We start from the raw sequence: 22,986 nt of genomic DNA, 5'->3' as shown, positions 1-22,986 counted from the left end.
AGTGGTGTCAATGCGGGCATCCTCCCTTATTCGCTTTATTCCAGAACGGCCGGTACTTTGAACTGACCATCTTCTTCTTCCGGTGCGTTAGCCATTACCTTCTCTATCGGCAGTGAAGGACGCGCTTCATCCTCACGCATCACGTTCCGTATAGGTAGAACATGAGTCGTTGGCGTGACGTCATCGGTATTCAATTCATTTAATTTTTCTGCATATTTTAGAATCGCGTTCAGCTGTTCCGTGTAACGCTCTTTCTCTTCATTGCTCAAGTCGAGTCTTGCCAACTTAGCAACGTGCTCGACGTCTTGTACGTGAATGCTCATCGGCAGCCTGTTCCTCCTTGCGCCATCAAGGCCAAATTCATCCCCTTATTATAGCTTAGAAGCGGAATCAACTCAACGCGTCATTCTGATAAAGTAATGGATGCAAAAAAACACCGAAGCACCGGAATGACCGGTGATCGGCGTCTTCTTTAAATCCAAGCTCTTAAATTCACTTGGCGAATGAACTCTTCTTGTGACATTGCTCCGTCCTGTTCGCTCTCTTCGCTATCAGGCTCTGCGTCTGCGTTCATAATTCGACGGAATAATGATTCATTATGGGTCGCCAGTGCATAATCGATAAGTGCTTCCCGTTCGATGCGGTCCGCTTCCTGCTGCAGCAACCGTTCCTCTTGATCGACATCGGATGCTGGCACGAAAAAGTTGCGGTTTGCTCTCGGAACTCGGATGACATAGTCGAATGCGTTGTCTGCATTGCGGTCATAGGCAATAATATAGCCGTATTCCCCGATAGGCAAATGTTGTTCGAAACGGTCGGCAACAATGACTACTTTCTCTCCCAAAGGCAGCATTGTCCATGCCTCCCATCCGTTAGATGTATTCTATATGGTACTAGAATTTATGGTTTCTGTAAATGTATACGTACGAGTATCGCAATTGGTCACAAAAAGCAGCCTCTCTATATTGCATACGATAAAAGCTGTACATCCGACTCTAGCTATTGTCTATGTTCACAAAGAAATGATTCGCAATCCTTCCTCCGCAGTCGTTAGCTTCTCATATCCATCAGCAGTAATGAGGTATGTATTCTCTATACCTACGACACCGCGTCCCGGGAAAGTGAATTTAGGTTCGATAGCAATTACCATCCCCTCCTGAAGCGGCTGCTTGAACCCGCGGGCCAAGACAGGCCATTCATCAATTTCCATACCAATTCCATGTCCAAGAAACTTGACTTGATCCTCACCATACCCCATAAAATGCTCTTGCAATCCATACGATCTCGCCATATCAACCGCGTCTTCGTACAATGTCTCGCATACCGTTCCCGGCTTCAAGTGTTCCTCAGTTGCACGCAATATCGCTTCCGAAGCATCATAAGCACGCTGGAGTTCATCGTCCAGTTCCCCAATGACAAGGGTTCGGGTCTGATCAATTACATATCCATCGATGCAGCAGCCGAAATCGATCAGAATAGGTTCATTCACTTCAATCGCCTTACGGCTAGATCCTTGTGGACTTGCAGGTGTCAGTCCAAGCCCTCCAGCGGGACCGTCGAAATAAGTCGGTTCTGCGCCTGCACTTCCTGATGCCACCATGCCAGTTATTAGTTCCTGATTGAAGCCGCGCATTCGGATCATTCCAACATGGCCCTGCAGTCGGAATTCTCGTTCAATGTACGCAATGAGTTCTAGTTCTGTCATTCCCGGCTGGATGTAATCTGCAGCAGCAGCAAGCACCTTATGTGCAGCAGCTGCGGCAACCCGAATGCGATCCAGTTCATCAGAGGACTTAATCATTCTCAGTTCCCGGAATAGGATCGATCCGTCTGTCCAATTCGCATCTGGAATGACCGTTCTCAATCTCTCATACTGCTGAACAGGTAGAACATCGAACTCTGTAGCAATGACGACAGCTTCCTTAACTTGGAACAGCTCCGCATAGTATGAGCGGATCGTCTCACCAAGCTGACGGAATGAACCGAGCGGAGCAACGCGAATGATCGACTCCTTCTGCGCACGCAGATAGCTGCGTTTCACCAAATAAACAGGTTCGCCGCATCTCGGTACGAGCACATAGCCGGTCTGCATGGAGCCGGTTAAGTAATATATATCCACGTTGTGTGTAACTAAGTACAAATCGATACCAGCAAGCTCCATCTTCTGCTGCAGGCGAGCGATTCGATTGCGATGCTCTTCGATAATTGCTGCATCTATTCGCTGTTCGGAATGCATCAATTGACTCCTCCTCGTATTAGGAAATGATATCTGCCGTTTTATTTGCACTTGTATCTGTTATGTAAAAAAAAAGGACTGCGATACATAGTAGTAGGCAGTCCCATCGTTGCTGTATGCTTCCCTGATCATATCACGAGCGAGGATTGGCTAGCAAAATGGATCTATGGATATTGGATAAAGTGAGCATCAAAAAGCGCTCGGTCTCCCTGTTCATCAGGAATCAGGAGTGCCAAGCGCTTATGTACTGCAAAATCGTATTAGACAAATGGGTTGTGCTTCTTCTCGTATCCAATTGTTGTAGTCGGACCATGTCCGGGATATACCGTCACTTCGTCGCTTAGTGTGAACAGCTTCTTATGAATAGAGTTCAGCAGTGTCTTCATGCTGCCGTCTCTCAAGTCTGTTCTCCCCACACTTTCCCGGAAAAGAACGTCACCTGCGAACAAGTGCTTATCATGCAAGAAGCTCACACTGCCCGGCGAATGGCCGGGTGTATGCATGACGTAGAAGGAATAACCAATCAGCTCCAGTGTATCCCCATCTTGCAGCAAGTGTTCCGCAGGCTTCATGGACATTGGCGGAGACATTTGCGGCCACATGGTCGAGCCATTAAGTTCCGGTGTTGTCAGCCACTCCGCCTCAAGCTCATGAATGTACACCGGGCACGGATGTGCCTTACGCACAAGATCCACACCGCCAATGTGATCGAAATGCGCATGTGTCAACAATATTGCCTTAACGTTTAGTCCATCAAGCGCTTGCAGCAGCCGATCTGGATTCATGCCTGGATCAATGACAACCGCTTCTTTCGTATCTTCATTTGTCAATAGATAGGCGTTTGTTTGGACAGGACCTAAATTGAAACTTTGAATCGTAAACAATGTCTTGTCAGCTCCTTGCTATATTAAAAGCCCGACAGCAGTTCTCTCAATTCAGACGTAATTCGAGCATGATAGCCCGTTCCCTCGCCGTATTGTTCGAGAATACGCTGTCTGACTACTTTCAAATTATCTTGATAATCCGGAGCTTCACGATCCGGGTTCTCTTCCTTGAATCGGATCATATGTGCCTGCACGTCACTCGGACGAGGTCCCCATTGACCGAGAACATAACCGCCCGTATCAGCGAAGATGACGATTGGAACGGAGCGTCCGCCCATCGTCAGGAATTGATCCATAACCTCAGGGAACTGTTCCATAATTAAGACTTCCGTGTCAATTCTTGCTGCTTCCATAGCTCGGAACACAACAGGCACATTACGTACCACATCTCCACACCAATCTGCCGCCAAGATTAAGCAGCGGATATCGTCCCGATATTGAAGCGATTCGAAAAACTCCTTCTCTTCTTCACTGAACCAAGCAAATTGATCATACCAGGAAATGAAGGCTTCCTTGTTCTTCTGCATGGAGTCGATAAATGCTTGTGGTGAAATTCCTTGACCTATCACATTCGCTACATGTTTGCTCATTTCGGGTTCCCCTCTCTTCGCTTGGATTTCATATATTTGATAACAAAATATAGGGTAAGGCCAGCAAGTGCAACCAAAATAAATGGCTGAACATAAGGTGCCGCCTTCTCATTAATATGTTCCCACTGATCTCCAAGCGCGTACCCCAAATAAACAAATAGGATGGTCCATGGGATTACAGCCAGCGTTGTCAGAAGCGTAAATTTTCCTACCGGCATCTTGGATATTCCTGCTGGTATGGAAATCGCGTGACGGACAACCGGAACGAATCGTGCAGAAAAGATTACGCCTGTTCCATACTTCTGGAACCACTCTTCCGACTTCTCAATATGGTGCTTGCGTATCAGGATGTACTTCCCGAACTTCTCCAAGAAGGGCCGCCCGCCATATCTGCCGATTGCATATACGATGAGTTGCGCAAAGACACCACCAATTGTGCCGAAAATAATCGCAGCGATAAAACTGACTTTGCCAATCGATACTAAATATCCGCCGTAGGCTAACACGATTTCACTCGGAATGACTTCAATCATGAGCCCCAGCATTATTCCCCATTCCCCAAGCTGCTGCACCCAATGAAGCAGCATATTGATCATATCATGTATCCATGCCATAGCTCGTCTCTCTCCCTTTTTAATTCCCAGCTTATTCTAACATATGGATCGCCATGACTCCAATCATGACTTTGGCTTGTTCGATCTTGATGCCTCCTTACCCCATGGGATAACACAAGTCATGCGCTACCCTGGCCATGCATACACTTGGACTAAGCACAAGCTTGTACCTTATATCTTCTCTAGTAATGGCTGCCTGCAAATGAAATGTTATGAACAAGCACTAATAAGTGATACTCAATTGGGCAAAGGAGGTTTCACAATTTGACACGTTTTTGGATTGTCTCTCGCAAACAATTGCGAATTGGTGCAATCGTCTTCTCCGCCATATTAGTAGCTGCAGCGTTCTGGCGCTATGAAACCGTGCGGTCGGAACGGGCAGTTGAGGCAGCACCTCAATCGACTCGAATTCTCCACATGGTTACAGGAGAGGTTAAGTCCAAACTGGATAATGGGAAAGAAATCGAAGTGTATCAATTTATTCCGGGTACCGTTCACGCCAAAGCTGGTGAGCGAGTAGAGCTTCGTATTCGCGGAATCAACGGAAAAAAGCATGATTTCGAAATCGAGAGCATGAATGTAAAAGGCAGCATCGAGAAAGACAAAGAAACCGTCATCACCTTTACTGCCAAAGAAGGCATTCATCGCATCGTCTGCTTAACCCATCCGGATATGCAGCATGAAGGCCCTATGGTAGGGTATATCGTAATCGATTCGAAATAGCGCGTGGCCACAAGGAACCTGGGTAGGATGCCTGCATATGATGAACATATATGCAGGAAAGGAGTCGTCATCCATTGAAAGCCCCGAAGGAGCCTCATACAAGGCCTCTCCCCACAGCCAGAAGAATTCGCCGTGCTTGCAACAATGAGTTGTATCGAACCATTAAGCGGATGAACGTCTGGATTCCCGAAGATCTCGTCAAACAAGGAGAAGAACTATACTATCGCAAAGTGATTGAGAACTTGATCTGGATTCACGAGAACGGTGCCAACCGCAAGAAGCTGTCCGATTGGTGGGACGAGACCGTCTGCGAAGAGCTTGCCGCACTGTGGAATGTTGATCAAGCGAAATTATCCTCCAGTTTCCGGCAAGCATTCGGAGGCTAACTGCTATAATCGCTCATGCAGGCTGTCGGGTTACCATCCGTTCAGCCTATTTCTAATGTCCAGCAACCTACGGAGCACTCATAGACGCACCAATCGGATTCGAGTTATGATGTTAGAAAATGGACGCTAAGGAGGACCTCATCTTGAAAAATATCGTATGTGCACTAGCTTTGCCGCCAGAATTTCTAGAGGGCATTCGCCTCGCTGCTCCCGAATACAATGTCATTGCTGGACGAGCTAAGGAGCTCGATCGAGACGTATTCCGACAAGCTGAAGTTATTTTCGGTTGGTCGCCTGCTATCATCGAGGAATGCCTCCATGATGATTCCACGCTTCGCTGGATACAGCTGTGGACGGCTGGTGCCGATTATATTCCGATGGATACACTCCGCAAGCACGATGTAATGTTGACTACGGCAGGGGGTGTGCATCCCGTCCCCATGATGGAGACGGTATTCGCGATGCTGCTCGGCTTCACTCGCAATCTGCCACAAGCGATTCGCAACCAAGATCGACACGTATGGGACAGTAAAGGGAATTATACGGAACTGCTGGGCAAGACCATGGGGATTATCGGCATCGGTCAAATCGGGGCTGAGGTTGCACGAATTGCCAAAGCGTTCGGGATGCGTGTTCTAGGCGTACGCCGCTCCGTTCAACCGACTGATTATGTCGACGGCTTGTACACGTTCGAGCAGCTGAATGAAGTTCTATCTGAATGCGACGTAGTCGTCAACATACTGCCAAAGACATCTCAGACGATAAACTTATATGATGAAAATAGGTTCGCTGCCATGAAGCAAGGGGCACTGTTTATCAACGTTGGACGCGGTGCATCGGTGAAGACGGATGCTCTTATCGGTGCCTTGAACAGCGGCCACCTCGCGGGCGCTGGCCTCGATGTGTTCGACATCGAACCATTGCCAGAGGATCATCCGTTATGGTCCATGGGCAATGTCATCATGACCCCTCATATTGGAGGCAATACCGATCAATTGAAGGAACGAGCTACGAAGCTGTTTATCGAGAATCTCAAGGCCTATATCGAACAGGGACGTCCTGCTCGCAGCATTGTCGATTACGACAAGGAATACTGAGGATGCTGATTATGGTGGTCGGGCTTGCGTTTGAACCTCGTGATTATTCTGTCAGCTTTCAGGCTGAGACAATCAACTTGCTTGCGAAAGAATACGCGCTGCTCGAATTTCTGTACCGAAATCGCGGCAAGGTCTTTAGCCGGGAGCAGCTGCTGGATCAGGTATGGCCAATGGAATATCCGGGCGAGCGAACGGTAGATGATCATGTGTATCGGCTCCGAAAAAGAATGAAACCATGGAGTGGAAAAGTTCAGCTGATCACCGTGCGGGGGCTTGGCTACAGCCTCACAATAAAAGAAACGCTGGGACTTGCGGTTCCGTCGCTGACGGACAGTGGATTGCAGAAGCAAATCGGGCAGTTGTTGGACACCTATCTCATGTTAGGGCAAAGCCAATCGATGTTAGCCCTTGTCAATCAGCAAGAGCTTCTTGGCGTGAATATCAGTCCCTCCCATCAAATGTTTCTGAAGTTTGTGCGGGCAGATCTGGACTGGTTTCTGGAAAGCAGTGCGGAGAACCCAGATAAATTATATTGGCTGCTGATATTTTACTACTCTTTTTACATGGAACCGGCAAAAAGTCTGAATTACTTTGAACGGACAATAGAATCGGGTATTTTGCCGTTTGAGATGCATCGTGAGCTGAAAGTGTTAAATATCCTCGGTCTTTATGCAGATAACGGTCGTGTTGAAGAGGATCTGCAGCGAGTGCAAGAAGCTTATCGGATCATTGAAAAGGAGCAAGGTAAGCTGGATACCTTCAAGGTTCATATTGCCATGTCGGAAATGCATATTCATTTGGTCGCAGGCAGTATCCAGGAGGCGGAGCGGTGCTCTAGGCAGATCGAAGACATGCTGGCTGAAGCTCCTTATTTGCGGGAAATCAGCGCCTACCATGGTTTAAGAGGGAAATTGCTGCTGCATCAAGGCCGCCCCCAGGAAGCAGCAGCTGCATTCGAATATGGCTTTGAGGCCGGTGAAACGGCGCATCATGTACCGCTGCTCGCTCGGTTGATCATCGGTACGCTCCATTTTTTGAAAACGTCGTATCACGATCCCAAACTGCTGCAGACCTTCCAGACTCGATATGATGAATTTGAACGGGGGTATAAGCTGGAGGCATATAAACAGCCCATAGAACAGATGATTGAGCGGATTTTAGGTTCTGTCTGATAATCCTCTGATATTTCTTCGTTAAAGTGAGAGAAATTCTAATTTTGCGGAGGAAATATTCATGTCTACCACATCTGTATCAAACAGGCGCCAGACATCTATTTGGAAAAACCCGGTTTTTACTAAAATGTACTCGGCTTATGCCGTCTCATCTTTCGGCGAATGGTTCGACGTCTTTGCGATTGAGATTCTGGTGGCATACCGCTGGCATGCGGATCCGTTTATGATCGCCTTGATTCCGGTGATGATCGCTCTCCCCGGCATTCTGTTCGGATCTTTCGCCGGTGTAATCGCCGACCGCTGGAAGAAGGTCAATCTCATGCTGTTTGCCGATGCAGCCGAGACGCTGTTCACCATATTGCTGCTGCTTGTTCCCGGCATGTACTGGATGCTGCCTTTGCTTGCGTTTCGCGCCACAATGGGAGTATTCCGCGTTCCAGCGCATCAAGCGTTAACGCGCCAGGTGGTTCGGGAGGATCAACTGCTCAAAGCAACCTCGTATAACGGGCTCGTCAATCAATTTTCCAAAATCGCGGGGCCCCTGCTCGGCGCAGTAGCCTTAACAGTGATCTCCCCGCAATTATGCATTTTGGTGAATGCCATCACGCGCTTTTTCTCCTGCATCTTGCTATATACAATGCGGCATATCGATGAAAATGCAAAAGCAGAGAATCGGGAGAATTCTGATGACTCGGAAAACGGCGCAGAGACTAAGATGAGCTTCGCCCAATTATGGAAGCAAGGGTGGGCATTGCTGCTGCAGCGCCGGATTCTTTTTAGTAGCTTTATCGTGAATATGATCATTATGCTGATTATTTTGATGATCGATTTCCAGTTTCCGACGTTGTATCGGGAAATTGCCCCTCATAACGAGTCTTTGCTTGGCTGGATGGTGGCTGCCACAGGAGTCGGAGCGTTTATCACCATCCTGCTGCTGAACCGTCTTGGCAAAGTGAGGTATGGACTTGGGATCGGGGGAGGAGCCGCGTTGATTGGAGCTGCTTTTGGAAGCATGGGACTCTTAAGGGTGGATTCGCATGAAATATGGAGCATCGTCTTGGGACTTGTGATCGGTATTGGAAACGGGCTGTCTATCGTGACTTATAACTATGTCCTACAGAAAGAAACTCCTGAGGGTATGACAGGCCGGATCTTTGGCATTCAAAATATGTCCGCCAGCACGATGATGGTAGGTGCGCCTTTAATCGGAGGCTTACTGATCCGTGGAATGGGTGTGAGCAATGTGTTTTTCTTGCTGGGAACAGTTGTCTTCATCATTGGCGTCATATGCCTGAGTTTTCAGCACGTATTATGGCCGACCAGGTTCCAATCAACGCAGCCGCAAGAAATGCAGGAGGTTTCCGGGTAGCGGTTTATGCAGATCAAAAGACTCCAGTATGGAGCCTGAAAATAAGCCAACTATCCGTCTTATGGATGTCATTTTCATATTGTTTATCGTGCTGGCAACGTTGACATACTCGCTCTAGCGAAGGTACGTACCGCTGATTTCAACCGGATGCTGCGGGACGATGCTATTAATCTGATCGTACCGCCTTGGAGTGGCGAATATTAATTTCAGCGGAAAGTTCAAATCGGCCTCTGTTCGCATTATCTGCGACGAGACCGATTTTTTTCTTGAGTGCTCAAGATTCCGCCCCTATCGGTGTGCCGGCAGGCACAGCATGTTCAAAGTTCACCTTCAATTTTATGAGAAAAGTCCGGTATCCTGGTGACGTCAAATGAAGGCGACCAGCGCTCCGAATTCTGGTTAACGTCCATGAACTACTGTCCCCTCGTGATCAACGAAACGATCGAGCTGTAAGCCCGCTTCGCTTCCTCCGTCATTGCGAAACGCTTGCCGTTCGCAGGATTGCGCATGAGAAGGACATGATGTGCCTCCGCTTCATATCGCCGGAACATCTTGCCTGCTGCGTTCGCATATGCGGCCGCTTGAAGGCGATCTGCACTGTAGTGCGCCGCAAGCGACAGCTTCTCAATGGCTTCGGTCTGCAGCACGCGATCAAAGCGGTCGCTGCTAACCGCCGCCTCCCACCAAGCGGCGGCATCATCGGCGCGGCCAAGGCGTGCACTTGCCAAGGCGAGCGCACGGTAGAGCCCCTTGCCATCGCGTTCGTAGCGCAGCCCTTCCTGCAGAAGGGCAAGCGCCTCCTGCGGAGGCAAGGTTCGGCTCACGGCGATGCGAAGCGCCGTGTTCGCGGGCGCCCAGCGCAGCGCAGCCACTTGCTGCGCATGCGCGCGGGCCATGCCGACAGGGCCTGTGGCCTTGTCGGCAGCAGCGCTGGCGGCCGCGGCGAGCTGTTGTGCCACGAGGTGGCACGACGCGAGCACGATTGCGGCTGCCAGCGGAGCGGCAAGCAGCAGTGCCGCGAGACGCTTCCCGCGCTTCGTGCCTACCTGCCACAGCGCGAAACGCATCCTTGGAGAGCCATGATTGAGGCTCTCATCGTACAAGCCCAGCGTTAGCAGCAATGCGAACAGCAGCGTCACTAGCCCATACGACATGTCGAAATCAATCAGACTATGTGCAAGCAGCATCGCTGCGGCCAATCCGAATCCGGCATGCCGACGCCATGCTAGCAGCAACGCTGCTAATACTAACCCTATTGCAGGCATTGTAAATACCAGCCCTACATCAAGCAGCATATCCAGCACGCTGCTGTGCACTTCCTTGCCAACATACGGCTCGCTCTGTATGCGTGCGAACTGCTGCCGCCATGAATCTCCGCCTGCGCCGAACCAAGGATGTTCCTTCCACAGCGTAATTGCATCCTTATAGAACAATGTTCGCGCTCCTGCAGTAGCATAATGATCCGTAATCCGACTGCTTGCCCCTGTAGGCAGCAAGTGAATGCCTGCTATCATAAGCGTTGGAAGTATGACGAGAATCAACCCGTTCCGTAGACAAAGGTTCTGAGACAGACCCAGCATCAAGCCACTAAACAGTACAATTGAACCGATCCAAGCGAACCAAACAGGCATCGGCAGCCATCCATCCCCACTCTGCCACATCGAGGCACTCCATGCGGCCGCTAGGAAAGACCATGCTCCGAACCACAAAAACGTCGGCACGTACTCCGCACGATACCCACGAGCGCTCCAGATGCCAACCAGCAATACGATACCGAACACGATCCAGGATCCCCTTGATTCGGTAAGACCGAGGACGACCAAATGGGGAACAATCGGCACAGCCGCAAACAGCCATTTGGTCGAGATTACCCGTACATGAATACTTCCACTCCGTTGGCTTCGAGCTTTAGCCGCCGCACAGGCTGCGCCGTTCAAGTGCAGTAACGCGAATGCCCCGGCAAGTACACCGAGCGTATTCGGGTATTGGACAACCCCACCTAATCGAAATCCAAACGCCGACAATTCTGAATTCTGACTCACCATCACACCTGATTCATTCGGTATCCATCCATAGAGCATGCCAAGAGCGCTGCCACTGATTAAGAATCCGACTAACATGATTGAACCTGTAATGAGCCGCTTAGCCTGATCCCCCCCTCTGTGCAGCATAATGGCGAGCAGTATAATCCAAGCTTGCAGCATCGCGGTTCTTAGGATTTGCATCTCTGTGCCATATACGGTTGCAGGCCCTAACACCCAGCTAATGAAATATCCGATGAGCGGGGGAAGCGGATATATGAGTGGCAATGGAAGGACTGCATCCCACTTCCATGCGACAAGCATACATACAGAAGCTGCGCAGAGCAGGAGGGATAGCATTCCCACATCGCGATCATAGAACAGCCCCTGCTTCCATAACCCAACAAGAAGCACAGCGAAGATTATCCCGATTCCAACATACAAAACAACAAAATTGCCATGGCCATCTTGTTGTAAATCCACCTTCATCTGCACTCCCCCTTCTTTCCCGATTCTACCAATTCTATATTTATTATGATGGACAATCAAAAAGAAGGCCAACCCTTAGGTTGACCTTCTGACGATACTGCTTGTTATTCTGCGAGAATCGCCATCACGATCTTAGCGCGAACAAAATTATTGTCACCCTTCGTGAACAGCCATTGCTGCGCGTCCACAATCTGATAGGATGATTCGCCTCTTGCGGCAGCCAGCTCCTTCAATTCAAGAATGACTTTCTCTTTGCCGGACAGTTCAATCGCTCTCTCCAGCGTGACCGTCGTTCCATCGAACAGATAGAGACCATACTGTCCTTCATCAAATCCTTTAGATTGGCCCTTTTGTTGATCAATGATGAATGTAAGGCTGCCCCCACTTGTCAGTTCTCCCTTACGAGCATTACCTGATGCAACCTTCTGTTCGAGCTCTGCATAGGAAGGCAGATACTGTTCAAATGGAGCCATGTAATACTCACCGGAGCCAGCTGGCATCACTTCAAAGCCGTTATCTACTTCTGGATAAGTACCGGCAATGCCAACTTCGCGCGGTTTGCTGATGTACATGCTTAATGTTCCATGCACAGGAATACCTTGTCGTTGATCATCCGCAGTAATCGTGATTTTCTCGATGCCCTCTGCGGAATCGGCTCTCGCACGCAACAACAGGTTATCCCCATTAATCTCGCATGAGACCAGGCCGTTTGCCGAGACTGCAGTAAAGAATAATTCATCATTGTCTAAATCCTCAAAATATCTTGACAGCTCAAGACTTGCTTCACCGCCAGGAGTCAAATGCAGCGTTCGATCGAAATTATTTTTCAGGCTGGGCGATCGATTGATTTTATAGTCCTTATAGTATGTAGCGGATATATCTTTACCGTTCGTATCTTTTATTGTTACTTTGAATACCCATCTAGTATCCACTGCGTTCTGAGCCACAGCGCTGAAAATATATCTTTTCTGATTAACAGGTGTTATATTATTGAATCCATTTCCAGAGCGAAGCTCGTTATAAGGTACCGGTAAGTTGGATCTCCAATCTACATTCTCAAATATATATTGGAAATCATTGATTTCAGAAGACCCCAGCTGCACATAACTTTCCTGTTCAGGTTCTCTAATCCGAGGAATAATATTACCCTGTGAGGGGTCGACTACCGCAACGACAAACTTATGATGAAGCACCGTTCCATCCCCTTGGGTCCATTTGAACTCGACCGTAGTCGATCCTGGACTATGCGGCGTCACCACGTATTCTTCGTTAGGTAAATCTACCTTTACTTCGGCAATTGCAGGATCAATGTTCACCACTTCCTGATACGTAACATTCGTAACAGATGGCTGAATTAACTCGGCCTTAATCTTCTGACGCCCTTCCTGATTCATTGCAACGTCTGTGAATACCTCAAATACCTTAGTCGGGTATCGATTATTTAGCCCAGCTGCTGACGTCGATGTTGGTAAGGCGCTTAATAGGAGCACGATGCCAAGACATCCGATTAATAAGTTCCTTACATGACGAGAAGCGCGCTTCAAGCTGCTCCCTCCCTCCCTTTCTCTCCTACCATTTCTATTCTATGTAATGGTGAAGTACATTGCTATTTTAGCATGTTATGGGCGAGCTGTTATTGAATTTTTTGATTTGCGATCAATATGTGATTTAATCTGTTCCCGCATAATAAATGCACGCAGGGATCGTTGTGCAGGATCACTGGTTACCTGAAGCTTGGCTCCATAGAAGATATCGTCTTCCCGACTCGCCATACGAGCAATCGTTAAGCGGCAAGGAACAGCAAATCCAAGCTGCAGTTCAGCCTCTAATTCGCTTCCTTCCACGAATGAAGCGTTCCCCTTAATGTTGAAACCGATCCCATTCAAACTAATATCTTCGATATGAATCGGTATTGGCGTCGGCGTAATTGCCATTCCTTCCGCCGGTCGTGGAGGCAGTACGTATCCATGCTTGCGTACCTCTATTCGCGGAAATAAGCGTTGATCTGTAAATTTACGCTGTTGATGCGGCGGATGAATAAGCATCAACGACCCTTCATGCCGTGCCACAGCCTGAGTATGGAAATTAAATATGCCTACTGGCGAATATATGGTCACCTTCAGCGCCTCTCCAAGTTCAAACCGCTCGAATTCTGGCAGTTCTACCTCCATGACATCTCCTTCTAAATAAGACAATACTCCCGTTGCAATGCAGTTGTCGCCCTCAAGCACTGTACGACTGTGCAAAAGCGACATTAACAAATGCTCTGGAGCATCCGTTACATAAGCTCCCGTCATTGACCGTTCAACCTCCTAGGTTCTTCGTTCGCAGTTTATCCCCTTGCTCCGCTTCGCTTCGTTTCACTATTCACGTTAATCTTGCTCTTGCTGTATGAAGATCGAGCCAGACATAGGCGTCCTGCTTGTTCTATTGCAACAACTCACTTTGCCCTGTTCTATAACCATGCAGCTATAGATTCTTTTAATGGGCATTGATTTGTTACTGTTCCTGTTCCATACTACCTTCCTTTATATATCGTCCAAAACGGAGGGAATTTGAAGAGAAGCATACTGCTGGATAGAGTCGCTCGACCAAGGAGTTCATGTATGTAGCTCACTAGAGAAGGAGCAGGCCCTACATTATGCGATGTAACGAGAGCCGCCCATATTCGTTGGATCATAACTAAGAACCAAGTCAGCTTATGAGCCTGCCTATCCCCCACATCAAAAAGAACCCTCTACACAACGGAGAGGGCTCTAGCCTTAGATACTTATACTGTGCGCTTGCAGCCACGAGCTTCCAACAGCTCTTGCAGGGCATGCTCCAAGTACGGATCTGCGTTCAAAAACTGCCTGAACGTCTCATACTCGTTCCACATTTGCGGGTCAGTCTTCTCTACCTGCCCAGCAGGTTCTTCACCGCGAACCGCACGAATCAAAATATTCTTGGGTGTGTGCTCTATATCAATAAATTCGAGCAATTGTGTACGATATCCTACGCAATCAAGCAACTTCGCCCGCAGTCCATCCGTCGCCAAGGCACTGAAACGTTCCTTCAATATGCCGTGTCTCAACAAGGGCTCCAGCACGCTCTGCTCCACCTGACGGTTCAATTCATGCTGGCAGCATGGAACCGACAAGATAACTTGAGCTCCCCACCGTACAGCCTTGTTTAGCGCTGCATCTGTCGCGGTGTCACAAGCGTGCAGCGTCACCACCATATCGACCTCATCGGCACCTTCATATTGGGCGATATCCCCCATTTGGAAGGAGAGTCCGTCATAGTCAAGGCGCCTAGCAAGCGCCTCGCACCGTTCGATGACGTCCCGCTTCAAGTCCAACCCTACAATGTGAACAGGGAGCTTGGATTCTACATGCAGAAAATGATACAGCGCGAACGTTAGATACGATTTGCCGCAGCCAAAATCGATAATGCGGACCGTACGATTGCTCGGCAGATGCGGCAGCACATCCGCCACCATTTCGAGGAAGCGATTGATTTGGCGGAACTTATCATATTTCGCTGCAATCACATTGCCTTCCTTGCCCATGATGCCTAGTTCGACCAAGAATGGAACCGGAACTCCCTCGTTCAACACATATTGCTTCTTGCGGTTATGTGACACTTCAACCTTGCGCACAACTGCCGCTTGCTTGCGAATCGTTACCTTGAATTTCTTGCTGATTAACACTTGGTAATCGCCCTCTGTTGTCCGCAACAGTCCCTGCTTGAATGTACTCTCGAATAAAGACATCACCTTCGCAGCCGCTTCTGTTAACGGGACATTATCATGCGTCACCTTATTATCATAATGATACTCGAACTGGATCTGAATCTGCCCGCGCAACTGCACCGGCTTGAGCAGCACCTTGGTGTAGCCCTCCTCGGGCTTGCGCCGCAGTTGGCTAAGCACTGCACTGCTTAAGATTTGTTCTGTAATCACTCGTTCAACTAACTCTGTTAATTGTTCCATCTGCTTATAACTCCTACCGTTCCATTTGCCATGCTGTACTCTTACTTACGTCTTCCCTGCCCGAGATGACCTCTTCTCGGCTTAATCCGCCTTCTAGAAGCGTCTCATCCGACATTGCATCAAGTCGTTCATAGAACTTCAACGCTTGCGTATATCGACTTGCTGCCTGCTCAGGATGATGCCGCTCTCCACTGTTCAACCACTCAAACAAAGAGTCCTCTGCTTCAGCCAGACGACCCTCCTTCTCAAACCAGCGCCACATCTTCTCCCTTAAGCGATTATCAATATGATAGCCTTTGATTACCTGATATATCGCTTCCATCGAGTCTTGAACCGGAAGCAGCCTCCGATCACTACCTTGCGAGGTCGCTTCCAGCAAAAGCTCGTACGACTTCATCAATCGCAGAATATATATTGTCTCGTCATTGTCAGTTCCCATCATGCTCTCACCATATCGCGGCACTTCGGCAGCGCCAAACGGCGACGACTCATCATCATGCCTGCTTCGTTCCCAATCCAACTTAGCCCGCTCATACAGTACAATCGCCAATGCTTGGATCTCATCTGCATGCAGCCGCTCTCCCGTCCGGAACAGTCGTATGATGTCCTCTGCCGGAAGCTTGTCAGCCAGTTCCCCGCTAATCCGAAAACGGCGCTGCAACAATTCATCCCATTCGACAATCAGTTGCTCACGCTTCTTCTTTTCCTTTAGTCCAAGCGCTTGACCAAACATACGAGTCATCTCTTCAATTAACCGGAGTAAATAATCACGTTGGTGCATCACCATCACCTCGGCCGTATTTTAGATTGAAAGACAAGGTAGGAATAAATCATGGGGACAAAGACTGATACCGCTATTACAAGTAAACCGATATATCCACCCCAGTGGAGGGGCAGCAGCCATGCTCCAGCACATGCTAGTAAACCCGATATAAGCCACACCTTGCCGGCCAGACGATGCGTTTTGCGCCATACCTGTTCGTCTGCAAGCGTCCACGGCGTACGGATACCGAAAAAATAGTTGAACCGCACACGTCCAAACATGTTGCCAAGGAACATCCACAACAATCCGAGCGTAGTTAATATCAGAGATTGCACCGGAAACCCGTTAATTAGATGATAGCCGATCACGACGCCGAATATAGCTTGCAGGAACACAGACAATGCCCAGCCGAACCATATGTATGTGGATTCGAATTTCTTGTAATTGTGCTGCTGCGGATCTGCACGTCGAACGAACGGCAAAAGTACGGGGATCAGTATTAAGATAGCAGAGAATATGATAAAAACTATCGTCTTCTCCATTGTCCCGTCAGGAGCGCCATAGTAGTTGAAATGGGATACAATCCTCTCTGGAATCTTCGGATATGCCAGCCACATCAGTCCAGCTACAATCACATTGTACACAAACAATACAAGAAATGCCCTTCTCTCCAGACTGTGATCCAGTAGTTTCATTAATCATCCCGCCCTCGCTTCCCCTGGTATGAAATGATATCAAGAAACCAGCCGAGAGCCTCCTGCAATACGGTTGTATTGAGTGAGTACCATATATGCTGGCCTCGCCGCTCATCAAGAATGAGCTTCGCTTGCTTCAACCCATTCAGATGATGAGAGATGCTTGGCTTCGTCATATTAAAGTGATCGGCGATGTCCCCTGCCGTCATATCCTTATCCTTCAACAAGGTTATAATCTGTCGCCTGGTCGGATCTGCAAGTGCTTTAAACGCCTCATTCATGTCAAAGCCTCGCTTCATGTACATAATATTCGGATTCAGACATCCAAAAAGTAAGTCAAGTATAGCGAAAAAGGGGAGCTTCCTCAAGTGAAGCTCCCCTAGACGTGGTCATCCATATCATCGTTGTCCCTAATACATCAGAACACTTCTGCTGCCTCTTACTGAAATACATTAGCTAAATAGGTGTGCAGCGCATCCGCAAGTGTCGCTGGCGTCTCCATCATACTCATATGACCCGCCTTCTCTATCGTAACCTGCGAAATATTGTCCCCGCTCGCCGTAAAGGCTTTATCTGCTGTCACAATCTGATCGTGCTCTCCCGCTACTAACAGCACGGGTAACTCAGTTGCTTGCAATACCGAAGTCCGATCAGTTCGCTCTCTCATCGCAAGCGCTGCTCCAGCAGCTCCTTGCGGCGGTGTGCAATATCCAATCTCCTTCGCCCTGTTCACCTGCAAGGCATGCTCTTCAAGATGCTGTGGCGCGAACAGCTTCGGGATTAATCCGTCCACAACAGGAACGATACCTTGCGATTGCAGCTTCTCGACAACGGCCAAGCGATTCTGCTTGCCCTCTTCGGTATCCGGCAAGCTCGTGGAATGGATCAGCCCGAACCCATGCAAGCGGCTGCTATAGCGCTGAGCGAACGACAGCGTAATATATCCACCAAGAGAGTGACCAAGCAGCACAAATTGCGATAGCTCGAGTTTATCGGCAAGCGCAAGCACATCGTCAGCCATTTGTTCAATGGTATATGCGCCTACTGGTGAATCTGACTTGGCATGACCTCGCAAATCTGGAGCAATGACGCGATAGTTCCGCGCCAGCATCGGCATTATCGCTTCCCAATATTTCGAACTTCCACAATAGCCATGAAGCAATAGGACAGCAGGGCCTTGTCCTTGCTGTTCTACATTCATCGTAAAGTTAGCATCCACCTGTATTCTTGTCATCGCTTATCCCTCTCTCCTTCTGGTACGTTCTCAAATTCGCAAGCATTCATTTTATGCAGAACCTGCCGAAATATGCACCTTTAATTACCATTACACAAAATTTTCAAAAAAGCTTGTCCAAAGCATTCTTTCATTCCAAAAACATCCATACATATATAGTATATTACACTACCCATAAATGCCTGAATCAGCAGCCAACTCCAAGCATTGCCCGCACCAGTAATCTGCGATCTCGAATAGAGGGGGGGTGAACAATATGCAAGGGTTCGAACTTTTCTTTGCCACGAGTGCATTTATTCTCGGGTTAGTTCAGCTCATCATCAAGCTGACGGACCGGGAAAGTAAAAAATGATCCGTTCCCCCAGAACGGATCGGTACAGCTTAACACGCACATCTGTATGAACCCGAATGATGGAGGCGGAGGGCGATCCGGCTCCATCTTTTTTTGGCCCACGACATCATTTGTATGGAGGTTATTCGGTATTTATGCTTGGCTCGGGAAGAAATGATTCGATGATAGCATCCGCTATTTCGTCCGCCATCTTCATGACGTGATGCAAGGAAGTCGTCTGCAATGTCCAATACGGCTTCGGGCCATTCACATTCACAACACAAGCAATGCTGTATTGACCCACTTCCGGCATAGCTAAGCCGACCGATTCTGCTGGCTGTAAGGAGGAGTGGCTGACCAGATATTGTCCTACGGAGCCTGGATGTCCGAGGCAAGCATCGATTGCAACCGTCACAACATGATCCCGCAGCGCAGATAACCGGGATTGCAAATTCGTGGCATCACATGGCTCTTCCATCGTCCCTACCACCTGCAATCCATGCTGCGCAAGTCGGGTGCCAACCAAGGGTCCAAGCGCATCTCCTGTGGATCGGTCGGTACCGATGCAGACGAACATAACGTCCTGACCTTGATGCTTGTCTGCGACTTGCCGCAGCCAATCTTGGAGACGATCTATCGTGCAGCGCGTTCTCTGGCCGCTCTGTTCGTATACCTTATTCATACTGCCGTTGACTTGCATGGGCGGAGAGCTCCTTCTGTTCTTTGTACTTCTTGATCAATCCTACTTCATAATTCATTCTGCTGCATGATTCAATCTGCTTCATGATTCACATTCTACTGTACAATTCCACTGATGCCAAGCAAGCCACAATAAGGAAGGAAGCATAAGAAATGCCTCGGAGACGAACATTGAATTAGGCGAGGATATCGTTTTGTTTCCACTGCTTTCGTGATACAATACGGACATGTTGAATAGGACGTTATCGCAATAGCGTCTAAGGAGGAGAACCATGGTTTCCAATGAAAGAACGCAAGCCAATGTAGAAATGATGATTGATGTGATCAAGGATAAATTGAAGATGGCTACGGCAGCAGCGATGCAGTCCTCTGCGTTCTCCGTAGAGCAATATGACGACATCAAGGATATTTACGATATCATTATGAGCAAGCCTGCTTTCAGCATCAGTGAAGTAGAGGCGATTGTCTCTGAGCTCGGCAAATTACGCCGTTCCTAACACTTTGTCGTATCGCATCACCAGTTGCAACCAAACGAAAAATAGCTCCTAGCGCACAGTGCATAAGCAAAGCGGCTCGGGAGCTATTTTTATTTATACCGTAATTGTATTGAGCGACGACCGCAAAGCCCGCAGACGTTCAGGGTCAATTGGTGCTAGGGCATGACCGCCCATGCGTACATTCGATCCAAAATGAACCTGCTTCACTCCTGCTTCCCTTGTGAAATCAACCACCGTCTCCGCGGTCAGTCCACTGCCAGCCAAAATCCCCAGATTCGAGCCAGCAGCCTGCCGCACCATGGACTGGATACACGCAAGGCCTTGCAGAGCGCTTGGCTGACCGCCCGATGTCAGTACAGTAGTCACCTGTGGGTAAGCAAGCAGAACATCCAAGGCTTGTAGCAGATCGGCAGACTTATCGATCGCACGATGGAAGGTCAGCGGCAAATCGCCGGCTGCCTCCAACACTCTCTCCAGCAGATCAACGTCTACCTTCCCTTCCGGTGTAAGCGCGCCAAAAACAATAGCATTCGCTCCAGTTTCACGTAACAAGCGAGTATCGCGCACAATTGTTGCTCGATCGTCAGCATCATACACGAATGAACGGCTATGCGGCCGTACCATCACATTAACCGGAATACTTACGGAAGCTATAGCCTCTTCAACGAGCCCGAGACTAGGGGTTAGTCCCCCTTCTGAAAATGCAGTAATCAGTTCAATGCGATCTGCTCCATGCAGCGCCGCTTCCTTCACCTCTTGCACTGTCGTACCGATAACCTCTAAGAGTATGGGATTCATTAGCTCACCTCTTCTATGATGTCATACTACAACGAAATTGCGCATCATACCGCTCACTTCAATGCTTGAAGCTGAAATACCGTCTTCTGTTCTCCGACCACACGGCCGTTGTCGTTCCGAATTGTGCCTGGGAACACGCGACGAATACGCTCAATTGTCGACTTCTCCTCATAAGCAATCTGTTCGAGAATCGATGCAACAATATGCGCCCATTCCTCATCTGAACCATCCGCTACCTTGAAGGCGAAGCCCAGACCTTCACGACGAAGTCCGAAGGCAAATATCCCTTTGAAGCCGCCCTTGGCTATGATGTTCTTATCTTCCATCAACAGCGAGTCAACCCGATTCGTACCGCCAACTAATAATGGATGCTCCTGCATTGCATTGCGAATGCGCTCTGCAGCCTGGCGAGTCGGTTCATCCTTAATAAGCTCTGGGCAGGCGATCTTCACATACGCCGTTGCGAGTCCTTGAAGCGGAAGTGCATACACCGGGAAACCACAGCCATCTGTACCTGCATGCATCTGTTCTGGATCAACACCTGCCATCTCGCCGATTGTACGTGTAATCTCTTGCTGTGCGGGATGTTCAGGTTCCGTATAAGTCGCCAGATCCCAGCCCATCATATGGCTCCATGCAAGGACGCCGAAATGCTTGCCAGCACAATTATGATACGCTCTCCGGCGTTCTCCTCCATCGCGCAAATACTGCTCTTTCACTTCTTCGTTCAATGGAAAAGAGGGCGAGCAAATCAAATGATTCTCTTCAAGTCCCGCACACTGCATAATGTGTTCCATCGTATCAATATGAATGGATTCTCCTCGATGAGACGCTGTCATCAACGCTAAATCTCGAGTTTGCAGCCCATAATGCTCAAGTGTCCCACTGCGAACAACAGGGATCGCCTGCAGTGGCTTGCCTGCCGAACGCAGGAACATCGGTGTATATATATCTCCGAGCGCATATTGAGGCTGCAGATGGCGATCGACACCACAGATTGCACCACGATGCTCGCACTCCAGCCAGCCATTACGTGTTTCCTCCACTAGACGTTCATTCATGTTCGTCTTCCTTTCATTTCTTCCAGTTGCAACAAAGCATGGAAATATGTTATTGATATTACATATTTACCTTTTGTCCATAATTCGTGCTTTAAGAAGCATCAGCGGACATCTTGTAATGTAAACATACACCTAAAGGAGAAGTGTTGACAACTGTGAAACAACAATATCGGGGCGTTACGCCAGAAGCAAAACGCAAGTTCGCACTAAATCTTCTAGGGGGAGCTGCCGCGACACTTATCTTGGCTATCGTTTTCTTTTTTATCACTAGAAGTGTTCTTCTGAATCAAACGACTGACTTCGATCGCTACGTAACGGATACGGTACGCCAAGCAGCCTCCCCTACCTTAACAACTGTCGTCACATGGATCACCCATATCGGATCTAGCCGTGTCGTTGTACCGTTGGCTGGCATACTTATTGTACTCCTTGCCTTCGTGTACAAGCGCAGATGGGACGCCATAAGCCTTCTGACTGTCTCGCTGGGAGGCGCCTTGGTCAATGAAGGCCTGAAGATCTGCTTCCAGCGGGCAAGACCAGACTGGGAACACTGGGTCGTTGAAAATGGCTACAGCTTTCCAAGCGGTCACTCCATGGTTAGTACTGCCTTCTTCGGCATGATTGGATATTTAATATGGGTTCACTTAAAAGAACAGGGCAAGCCTGCCGGATATGTGCTTGTGCTTACGGTATTACTTATTGTATGCATCGGGCTTAGCCGCATTTATTTGGGTGTTCATTACGTAACCGATGTGCTGGGCGGATACACGGCAGGTGCAATCTGGCTTCTGTTTACCATTATGGCGATGCAGTGGCTGAGAGACCGCAAGAGAAGCGCTCGATAGGTACAGATAATGGGTGCCTCTGTTTCAAACCTCCTAAAATTGTGTAATCCTCTAGTAAGACTTTCGACTACACACAAAAGGAGAGGTTAGTATGAGTCAAAACACAGAATGCAATAACGCAAAAATGGATTGCAACACATTTGTAAAGGGACTTCTCATTGGGGGCGCGATAGGAGCGGCTGCAGCTCTGCTGCTTGCGCCGAAATCCGGACGCGAGCTGCGCTCAGATATAAGCGATAAGGCACAGCAAGTAGGCGGCAAAACAAAAGAAATGGCGACAGATCTTGGATCCCGCACAGCTGAAACCGTAAAAACGGTTGGATCAAAAGCGGGTGCAGTCGTTAGCAGCGTGAAAGAAGCATCCAAGGAGTTCGCTGCAACCGTAAAGGAAGCAACAGCCAACACTGCAAATCAGTTGAAGGAAGCATCTGCAGACGTAGCAGAGGAAATTGCGGACGAGTTGAAGAAGGAATAGTGAACGGTATCTAATCTTTCATGAGAATTGCATC

The 22,986-nt window shown here is 48.7% G+C and carries 25 protein-coding genes; 8 read left to right on the top strand and 17 right to left on the bottom strand.

What is annotated here, in order from left to right; translation table 11 throughout:
- Nucleotides 1-35: 35 nt before the first annotated feature.
- The 6 genes from gatC to RQP50_RS24755 all read right to left on the bottom strand — a co-directional run bounded on the left by gatC (nucleotide 36) and on the right by RQP50_RS24755 (nucleotide 4,324).
- Nucleotides 36-323, bottom strand: a complete 288-nt coding sequence (gatC, locus tag RQP50_RS24780) for an Asp-tRNA(Asn)/Glu-tRNA(Gln) amidotransferase subunit GatC (protein WP_021255273.1) — start codon at nucleotides 321-323, stop codon at nucleotides 36-38.
- Nucleotides 324-472: 149 nt separating this feature from the next.
- A complete protein-coding gene (locus tag RQP50_RS24775; RefSeq protein WP_021255274.1) occupies nucleotides 473-853 on the bottom strand; it encodes a hypothetical protein in 381 nt (126 codons plus the stop codon).
- Between the two features lie 159 nt (nucleotides 854-1,012).
- A complete protein-coding gene (locus tag RQP50_RS24770) occupies nucleotides 1,013-2,236 on the bottom strand; it encodes a M24 family metallopeptidase (protein WP_315747061.1) in 1,224 nt (407 codons plus the stop codon).
- 260 nt (nucleotides 2,237-2,496) lie between these two features.
- A complete protein-coding gene (locus RQP50_RS24765; protein WP_315747060.1) occupies nucleotides 2,497-3,120 on the bottom strand; it encodes an MBL fold metallo-hydrolase in 624 nt (207 codons plus the stop codon).
- Nucleotides 3,121-3,143: 23 nt separating this feature from the next.
- Complete coding sequence (locus tag RQP50_RS24760) at nucleotides 3,144-3,710, bottom strand: thioredoxin family protein (protein WP_315747059.1); 567 nt, start codon at nucleotides 3,708-3,710, stop codon at nucleotides 3,144-3,146.
- A complete protein-coding gene (locus RQP50_RS24755) occupies nucleotides 3,707-4,324 on the bottom strand; it encodes a DedA family protein (protein WP_021255279.1) in 618 nt (205 codons plus the stop codon). Before RQP50_RS24755 ends, RQP50_RS24760 begins: the two co-directional genes overlap by 4 nt.
- Nucleotides 4,325-4,588: 264 nt before the next feature.
- Between RQP50_RS24755 and RQP50_RS24750 the strand changes: the two genes are divergently transcribed.
- From RQP50_RS24750 to RQP50_RS24730, 5 genes are all read left to right on the top strand, one after another.
- Entirely contained in the window at nucleotides 4,589-5,047 is a 459-nt protein-coding gene (locus tag RQP50_RS24750) for a cupredoxin domain-containing protein (protein ID WP_065291862.1), read from the top strand.
- Nucleotides 5,048-5,097: 50 nt separating this feature from the next.
- On the top strand, nucleotides 5,098-5,433 hold the full coding sequence (locus RQP50_RS24745) for a dehydrogenase (protein ID WP_370510431.1): 336 nt from the start codon (nucleotides 5,098-5,100) through the stop codon (nucleotides 5,431-5,433).
- Nucleotides 5,434-5,576: 143 nt separating this feature from the next.
- Nucleotides 5,577-6,530 (top strand): D-2-hydroxyacid dehydrogenase, encoded by a 954-nt coding sequence (locus RQP50_RS24740; protein WP_315747058.1) that lies wholly within the window; start codon nucleotides 5,577-5,579, stop codon nucleotides 6,528-6,530.
- Between the two features lie 2 nt (nucleotides 6,531-6,532).
- Nucleotides 6,533-7,702, top strand: a complete 1,170-nt coding sequence (locus RQP50_RS24735) for a winged helix-turn-helix domain-containing protein (RefSeq protein WP_315747057.1) — start codon at nucleotides 6,533-6,535, stop codon at nucleotides 7,700-7,702.
- A 61-nt stretch (nucleotides 7,703-7,763) separates the two neighbouring features.
- A complete protein-coding gene (locus tag RQP50_RS24730) occupies nucleotides 7,764-9,071 on the top strand; it encodes an MFS transporter (RefSeq protein WP_315747056.1) in 1,308 nt (435 codons plus the stop codon).
- Between the two features lie 413 nt (nucleotides 9,072-9,484).
- Here the strand turns inward: RQP50_RS24730 and RQP50_RS24725 are convergent, their stop codons facing one another.
- From RQP50_RS24725 to yyaC, 9 genes are all read right to left on the bottom strand, one after another.
- The gene (locus RQP50_RS24725; protein ID WP_315747055.1) at nucleotides 9,485-11,581 is read right to left on the bottom strand and encodes an O-antigen ligase family protein; all 2,097 of its coding nucleotides are present in this window, start codon (nucleotides 11,579-11,581) and stop codon (nucleotides 9,485-9,487) included.
- A 104-nt stretch (nucleotides 11,582-11,685) separates the two neighbouring features.
- Nucleotides 11,686-13,125, bottom strand: coding sequence for a hypothetical protein (locus RQP50_RS24720; protein ID WP_315747054.1), 1,440 nt, complete (start codon nucleotides 13,123-13,125; stop codon nucleotides 11,686-11,688).
- Nucleotides 13,126-13,200: 75 nt separating this feature from the next.
- The gene (locus tag RQP50_RS24715; RefSeq protein WP_072730164.1) at nucleotides 13,201-13,878 is read right to left on the bottom strand and encodes a PilZ domain-containing protein; all 678 of its coding nucleotides are present in this window, start codon (nucleotides 13,876-13,878) and stop codon (nucleotides 13,201-13,203) included.
- Nucleotides 13,879-14,351: 473 nt separating this feature from the next.
- Nucleotides 14,352-15,554: a class I SAM-dependent methyltransferase gene (locus RQP50_RS24710; RefSeq protein WP_065291856.1), complete on the bottom strand. Its 1,203-nt coding sequence runs from the start codon at nucleotides 15,552-15,554 to the stop codon at nucleotides 14,352-14,354.
- 13 nt (nucleotides 15,555-15,567) lie between these two features.
- A complete protein-coding gene (locus tag RQP50_RS24705) occupies nucleotides 15,568-16,335 on the bottom strand; it encodes a DUF6483 family protein (RefSeq protein WP_072730162.1) in 768 nt (255 codons plus the stop codon).
- 5 nt (nucleotides 16,336-16,340) lie between these two features.
- The gene (locus RQP50_RS24700; RefSeq protein WP_315747053.1) at nucleotides 16,341-17,012 is read right to left on the bottom strand and encodes an SdpI family protein; all 672 of its coding nucleotides are present in this window, start codon (nucleotides 17,010-17,012) and stop codon (nucleotides 16,341-16,343) included.
- Complete coding sequence (locus RQP50_RS24695; RefSeq protein WP_021255291.1) at nucleotides 17,012-17,293, bottom strand: autorepressor SdpR family transcription factor; 282 nt, start codon at nucleotides 17,291-17,293, stop codon at nucleotides 17,012-17,014. Before RQP50_RS24695 ends, RQP50_RS24700 begins: the two co-directional genes overlap by 1 nt.
- Before the next feature lie 158 nt (nucleotides 17,294-17,451).
- Nucleotides 17,452-18,246 (bottom strand): alpha/beta fold hydrolase, encoded by a 795-nt coding sequence (locus RQP50_RS24690; RefSeq protein ID WP_315747052.1) that lies wholly within the window; start codon nucleotides 18,244-18,246, stop codon nucleotides 17,452-17,454.
- A 473-nt stretch (nucleotides 18,247-18,719) separates the two neighbouring features.
- A complete protein-coding gene (yyaC, locus tag RQP50_RS24685; protein ID WP_174810262.1) occupies nucleotides 18,720-19,277 on the bottom strand; it encodes a spore protease YyaC in 558 nt (185 codons plus the stop codon).
- A 271-nt stretch (nucleotides 19,278-19,548) separates the two neighbouring features.
- On the opposite strand from yyaC, the gene RQP50_RS24680 reads away from it, so the two are divergent.
- On the top strand, nucleotides 19,549-19,773 hold the full coding sequence (locus RQP50_RS24680; protein ID WP_021255294.1) for a DUF1128 family protein: 225 nt from the start codon (nucleotides 19,549-19,551) through the stop codon (nucleotides 19,771-19,773).
- 93 nt (nucleotides 19,774-19,866) lie between these two features.
- Here the strand turns inward: RQP50_RS24680 and RQP50_RS24675 are convergent, their stop codons facing one another.
- Nucleotides 19,867-20,571 carry a copper homeostasis protein CutC gene (locus RQP50_RS24675; RefSeq protein ID WP_315747051.1) on the bottom strand — a complete coding sequence of 235 codons (705 nt, stop codon included), beginning with the start codon at nucleotides 20,569-20,571 and terminating at the stop codon, nucleotides 19,867-19,869.
- A 53-nt stretch (nucleotides 20,572-20,624) separates the two neighbouring features.
- A complete protein-coding gene (locus RQP50_RS24670; protein ID WP_072730157.1) occupies nucleotides 20,625-21,632 on the bottom strand; it encodes an asparaginase in 1,008 nt (335 codons plus the stop codon).
- A 155-nt stretch (nucleotides 21,633-21,787) separates the two neighbouring features.
- Between RQP50_RS24670 and RQP50_RS24665 the strand changes: the two genes are divergently transcribed.
- Entirely contained in the window at nucleotides 21,788-22,477 is a 690-nt protein-coding gene (locus RQP50_RS24665; RefSeq protein ID WP_227774825.1) for a phosphatase PAP2 family protein, read from the top strand.
- A gap of 91 nt (nucleotides 22,478-22,568) precedes the next feature.
- Complete coding sequence (locus tag RQP50_RS24660; RefSeq protein WP_021255298.1) at nucleotides 22,569-22,952, top strand: YtxH domain-containing protein; 384 nt, start codon at nucleotides 22,569-22,571, stop codon at nucleotides 22,950-22,952.
- Nucleotides 22,953-22,986: the final 34 nt, after the last annotated feature.

The organism is Paenibacillus suaedae, assembly GCF_032337355.1.
GTDB lineage: Bacteria > Bacillota > Bacilli > Paenibacillales > Paenibacillaceae > Paenibacillus_B > Paenibacillus_B suaedae.
This window is presented reverse-complemented; position numbering and strand designations above follow the sequence as displayed.

What these genes read in the sequence shown, in the direction of transcription:
- RQP50_RS24675 (WP_315747051.1), bottom strand. Translation starts at nt 20,571, where the DNA reads ATGAATCCCATACTCTTAGAGGTTATCGGTACGACAGTGCAAGAGGTG.
- gatC (WP_021255273.1), bottom strand. Translation starts at nt 323, where the DNA reads ATGAGCATTCACGTACAAGACGTCGAGCACGTTGCTAAGTTGGCAAGA.
- RQP50_RS24700 (WP_315747053.1), bottom strand. Translation starts at nt 17,012, where the DNA reads ATGAAACTACTGGATCACAGTCTGGAGAGAAGGGCATTTCTTGTATTG.
- RQP50_RS24710 (WP_065291856.1), bottom strand. Translation starts at nt 15,554, where the DNA reads ATGGAACAATTAACAGAGTTAGTTGAACGAGTGATTACAGAACAAATC.
- RQP50_RS24670 (WP_072730157.1), bottom strand. Translation starts at nt 21,632, where the DNA reads ATGAATGAACGTCTAGTGGAGGAAACACGTAATGGCTGGCTGGAGTGC.
- RQP50_RS24660 (WP_021255298.1), top strand. Translation starts at nt 22,569, where the DNA reads ATGAGTCAAAACACAGAATGCAATAACGCAAAAATGGATTGCAACACA.
- RQP50_RS24730 (WP_315747056.1), top strand. Translation starts at nt 7,764, where the DNA reads ATGTCTACCACATCTGTATCAAACAGGCGCCAGACATCTATTTGGAAA.
- RQP50_RS24690 (WP_315747052.1), bottom strand. Translation starts at nt 18,246, where the DNA reads ATGACAAGAATACAGGTGGATGCTAACTTTACGATGAATGTAGAACAG.
- RQP50_RS24770 (WP_315747061.1), bottom strand. Translation starts at nt 2,236, where the DNA reads ATGCATTCCGAACAGCGAATAGATGCAGCAATTATCGAAGAGCATCGC.
- RQP50_RS24760 (WP_315747059.1), bottom strand. Translation starts at nt 3,710, where the DNA reads ATGAGCAAACATGTAGCGAATGTGATAGGTCAAGGAATTTCACCACAA.
- RQP50_RS24725 (WP_315747055.1), bottom strand. Translation starts at nt 11,581, where the DNA reads ATGAAGGTGGATTTACAACAAGATGGCCATGGCAATTTTGTTGTTTTG.
- RQP50_RS24705 (WP_072730162.1), bottom strand. Translation starts at nt 16,335, where the DNA reads ATGCACCAACGTGATTATTTACTCCGGTTAATTGAAGAGATGACTCGT.
- RQP50_RS24715 (WP_072730164.1), bottom strand. Translation starts at nt 13,878, where the DNA reads ATGACGGGAGCTTATGTAACGGATGCTCCAGAGCATTTGTTAATGTCG.
- RQP50_RS24680 (WP_021255294.1), top strand. Translation starts at nt 19,549, where the DNA reads ATGGTTTCCAATGAAAGAACGCAAGCCAATGTAGAAATGATGATTGAT.
- RQP50_RS24775 (WP_021255274.1), bottom strand. Translation starts at nt 853, where the DNA reads ATGCTGCCTTTGGGAGAGAAAGTAGTCATTGTTGCCGACCGTTTCGAA.
- RQP50_RS24755 (WP_021255279.1), bottom strand. Translation starts at nt 4,324, where the DNA reads ATGGCATGGATACATGATATGATCAATATGCTGCTTCATTGGGTGCAG.
- RQP50_RS24695 (WP_021255291.1), bottom strand. Translation starts at nt 17,293, where the DNA reads ATGAATGAGGCGTTTAAAGCACTTGCAGATCCGACCAGGCGACAGATT.
- RQP50_RS24735 (WP_315747057.1), top strand. Translation starts at nt 6,533, where the DNA reads ATGCTGATTATGGTGGTCGGGCTTGCGTTTGAACCTCGTGATTATTCT.
- yyaC (WP_174810262.1), bottom strand. Translation starts at nt 19,277, where the DNA reads ATGCAAGTCAACGGCAGTATGAATAAGGTATACGAACAGAGCGGCCAG.
- RQP50_RS24745 (WP_370510431.1), top strand. Translation starts at nt 5,098, where the DNA reads ATGCAGGAAAGGAGTCGTCATCCATTGAAAGCCCCGAAGGAGCCTCAT.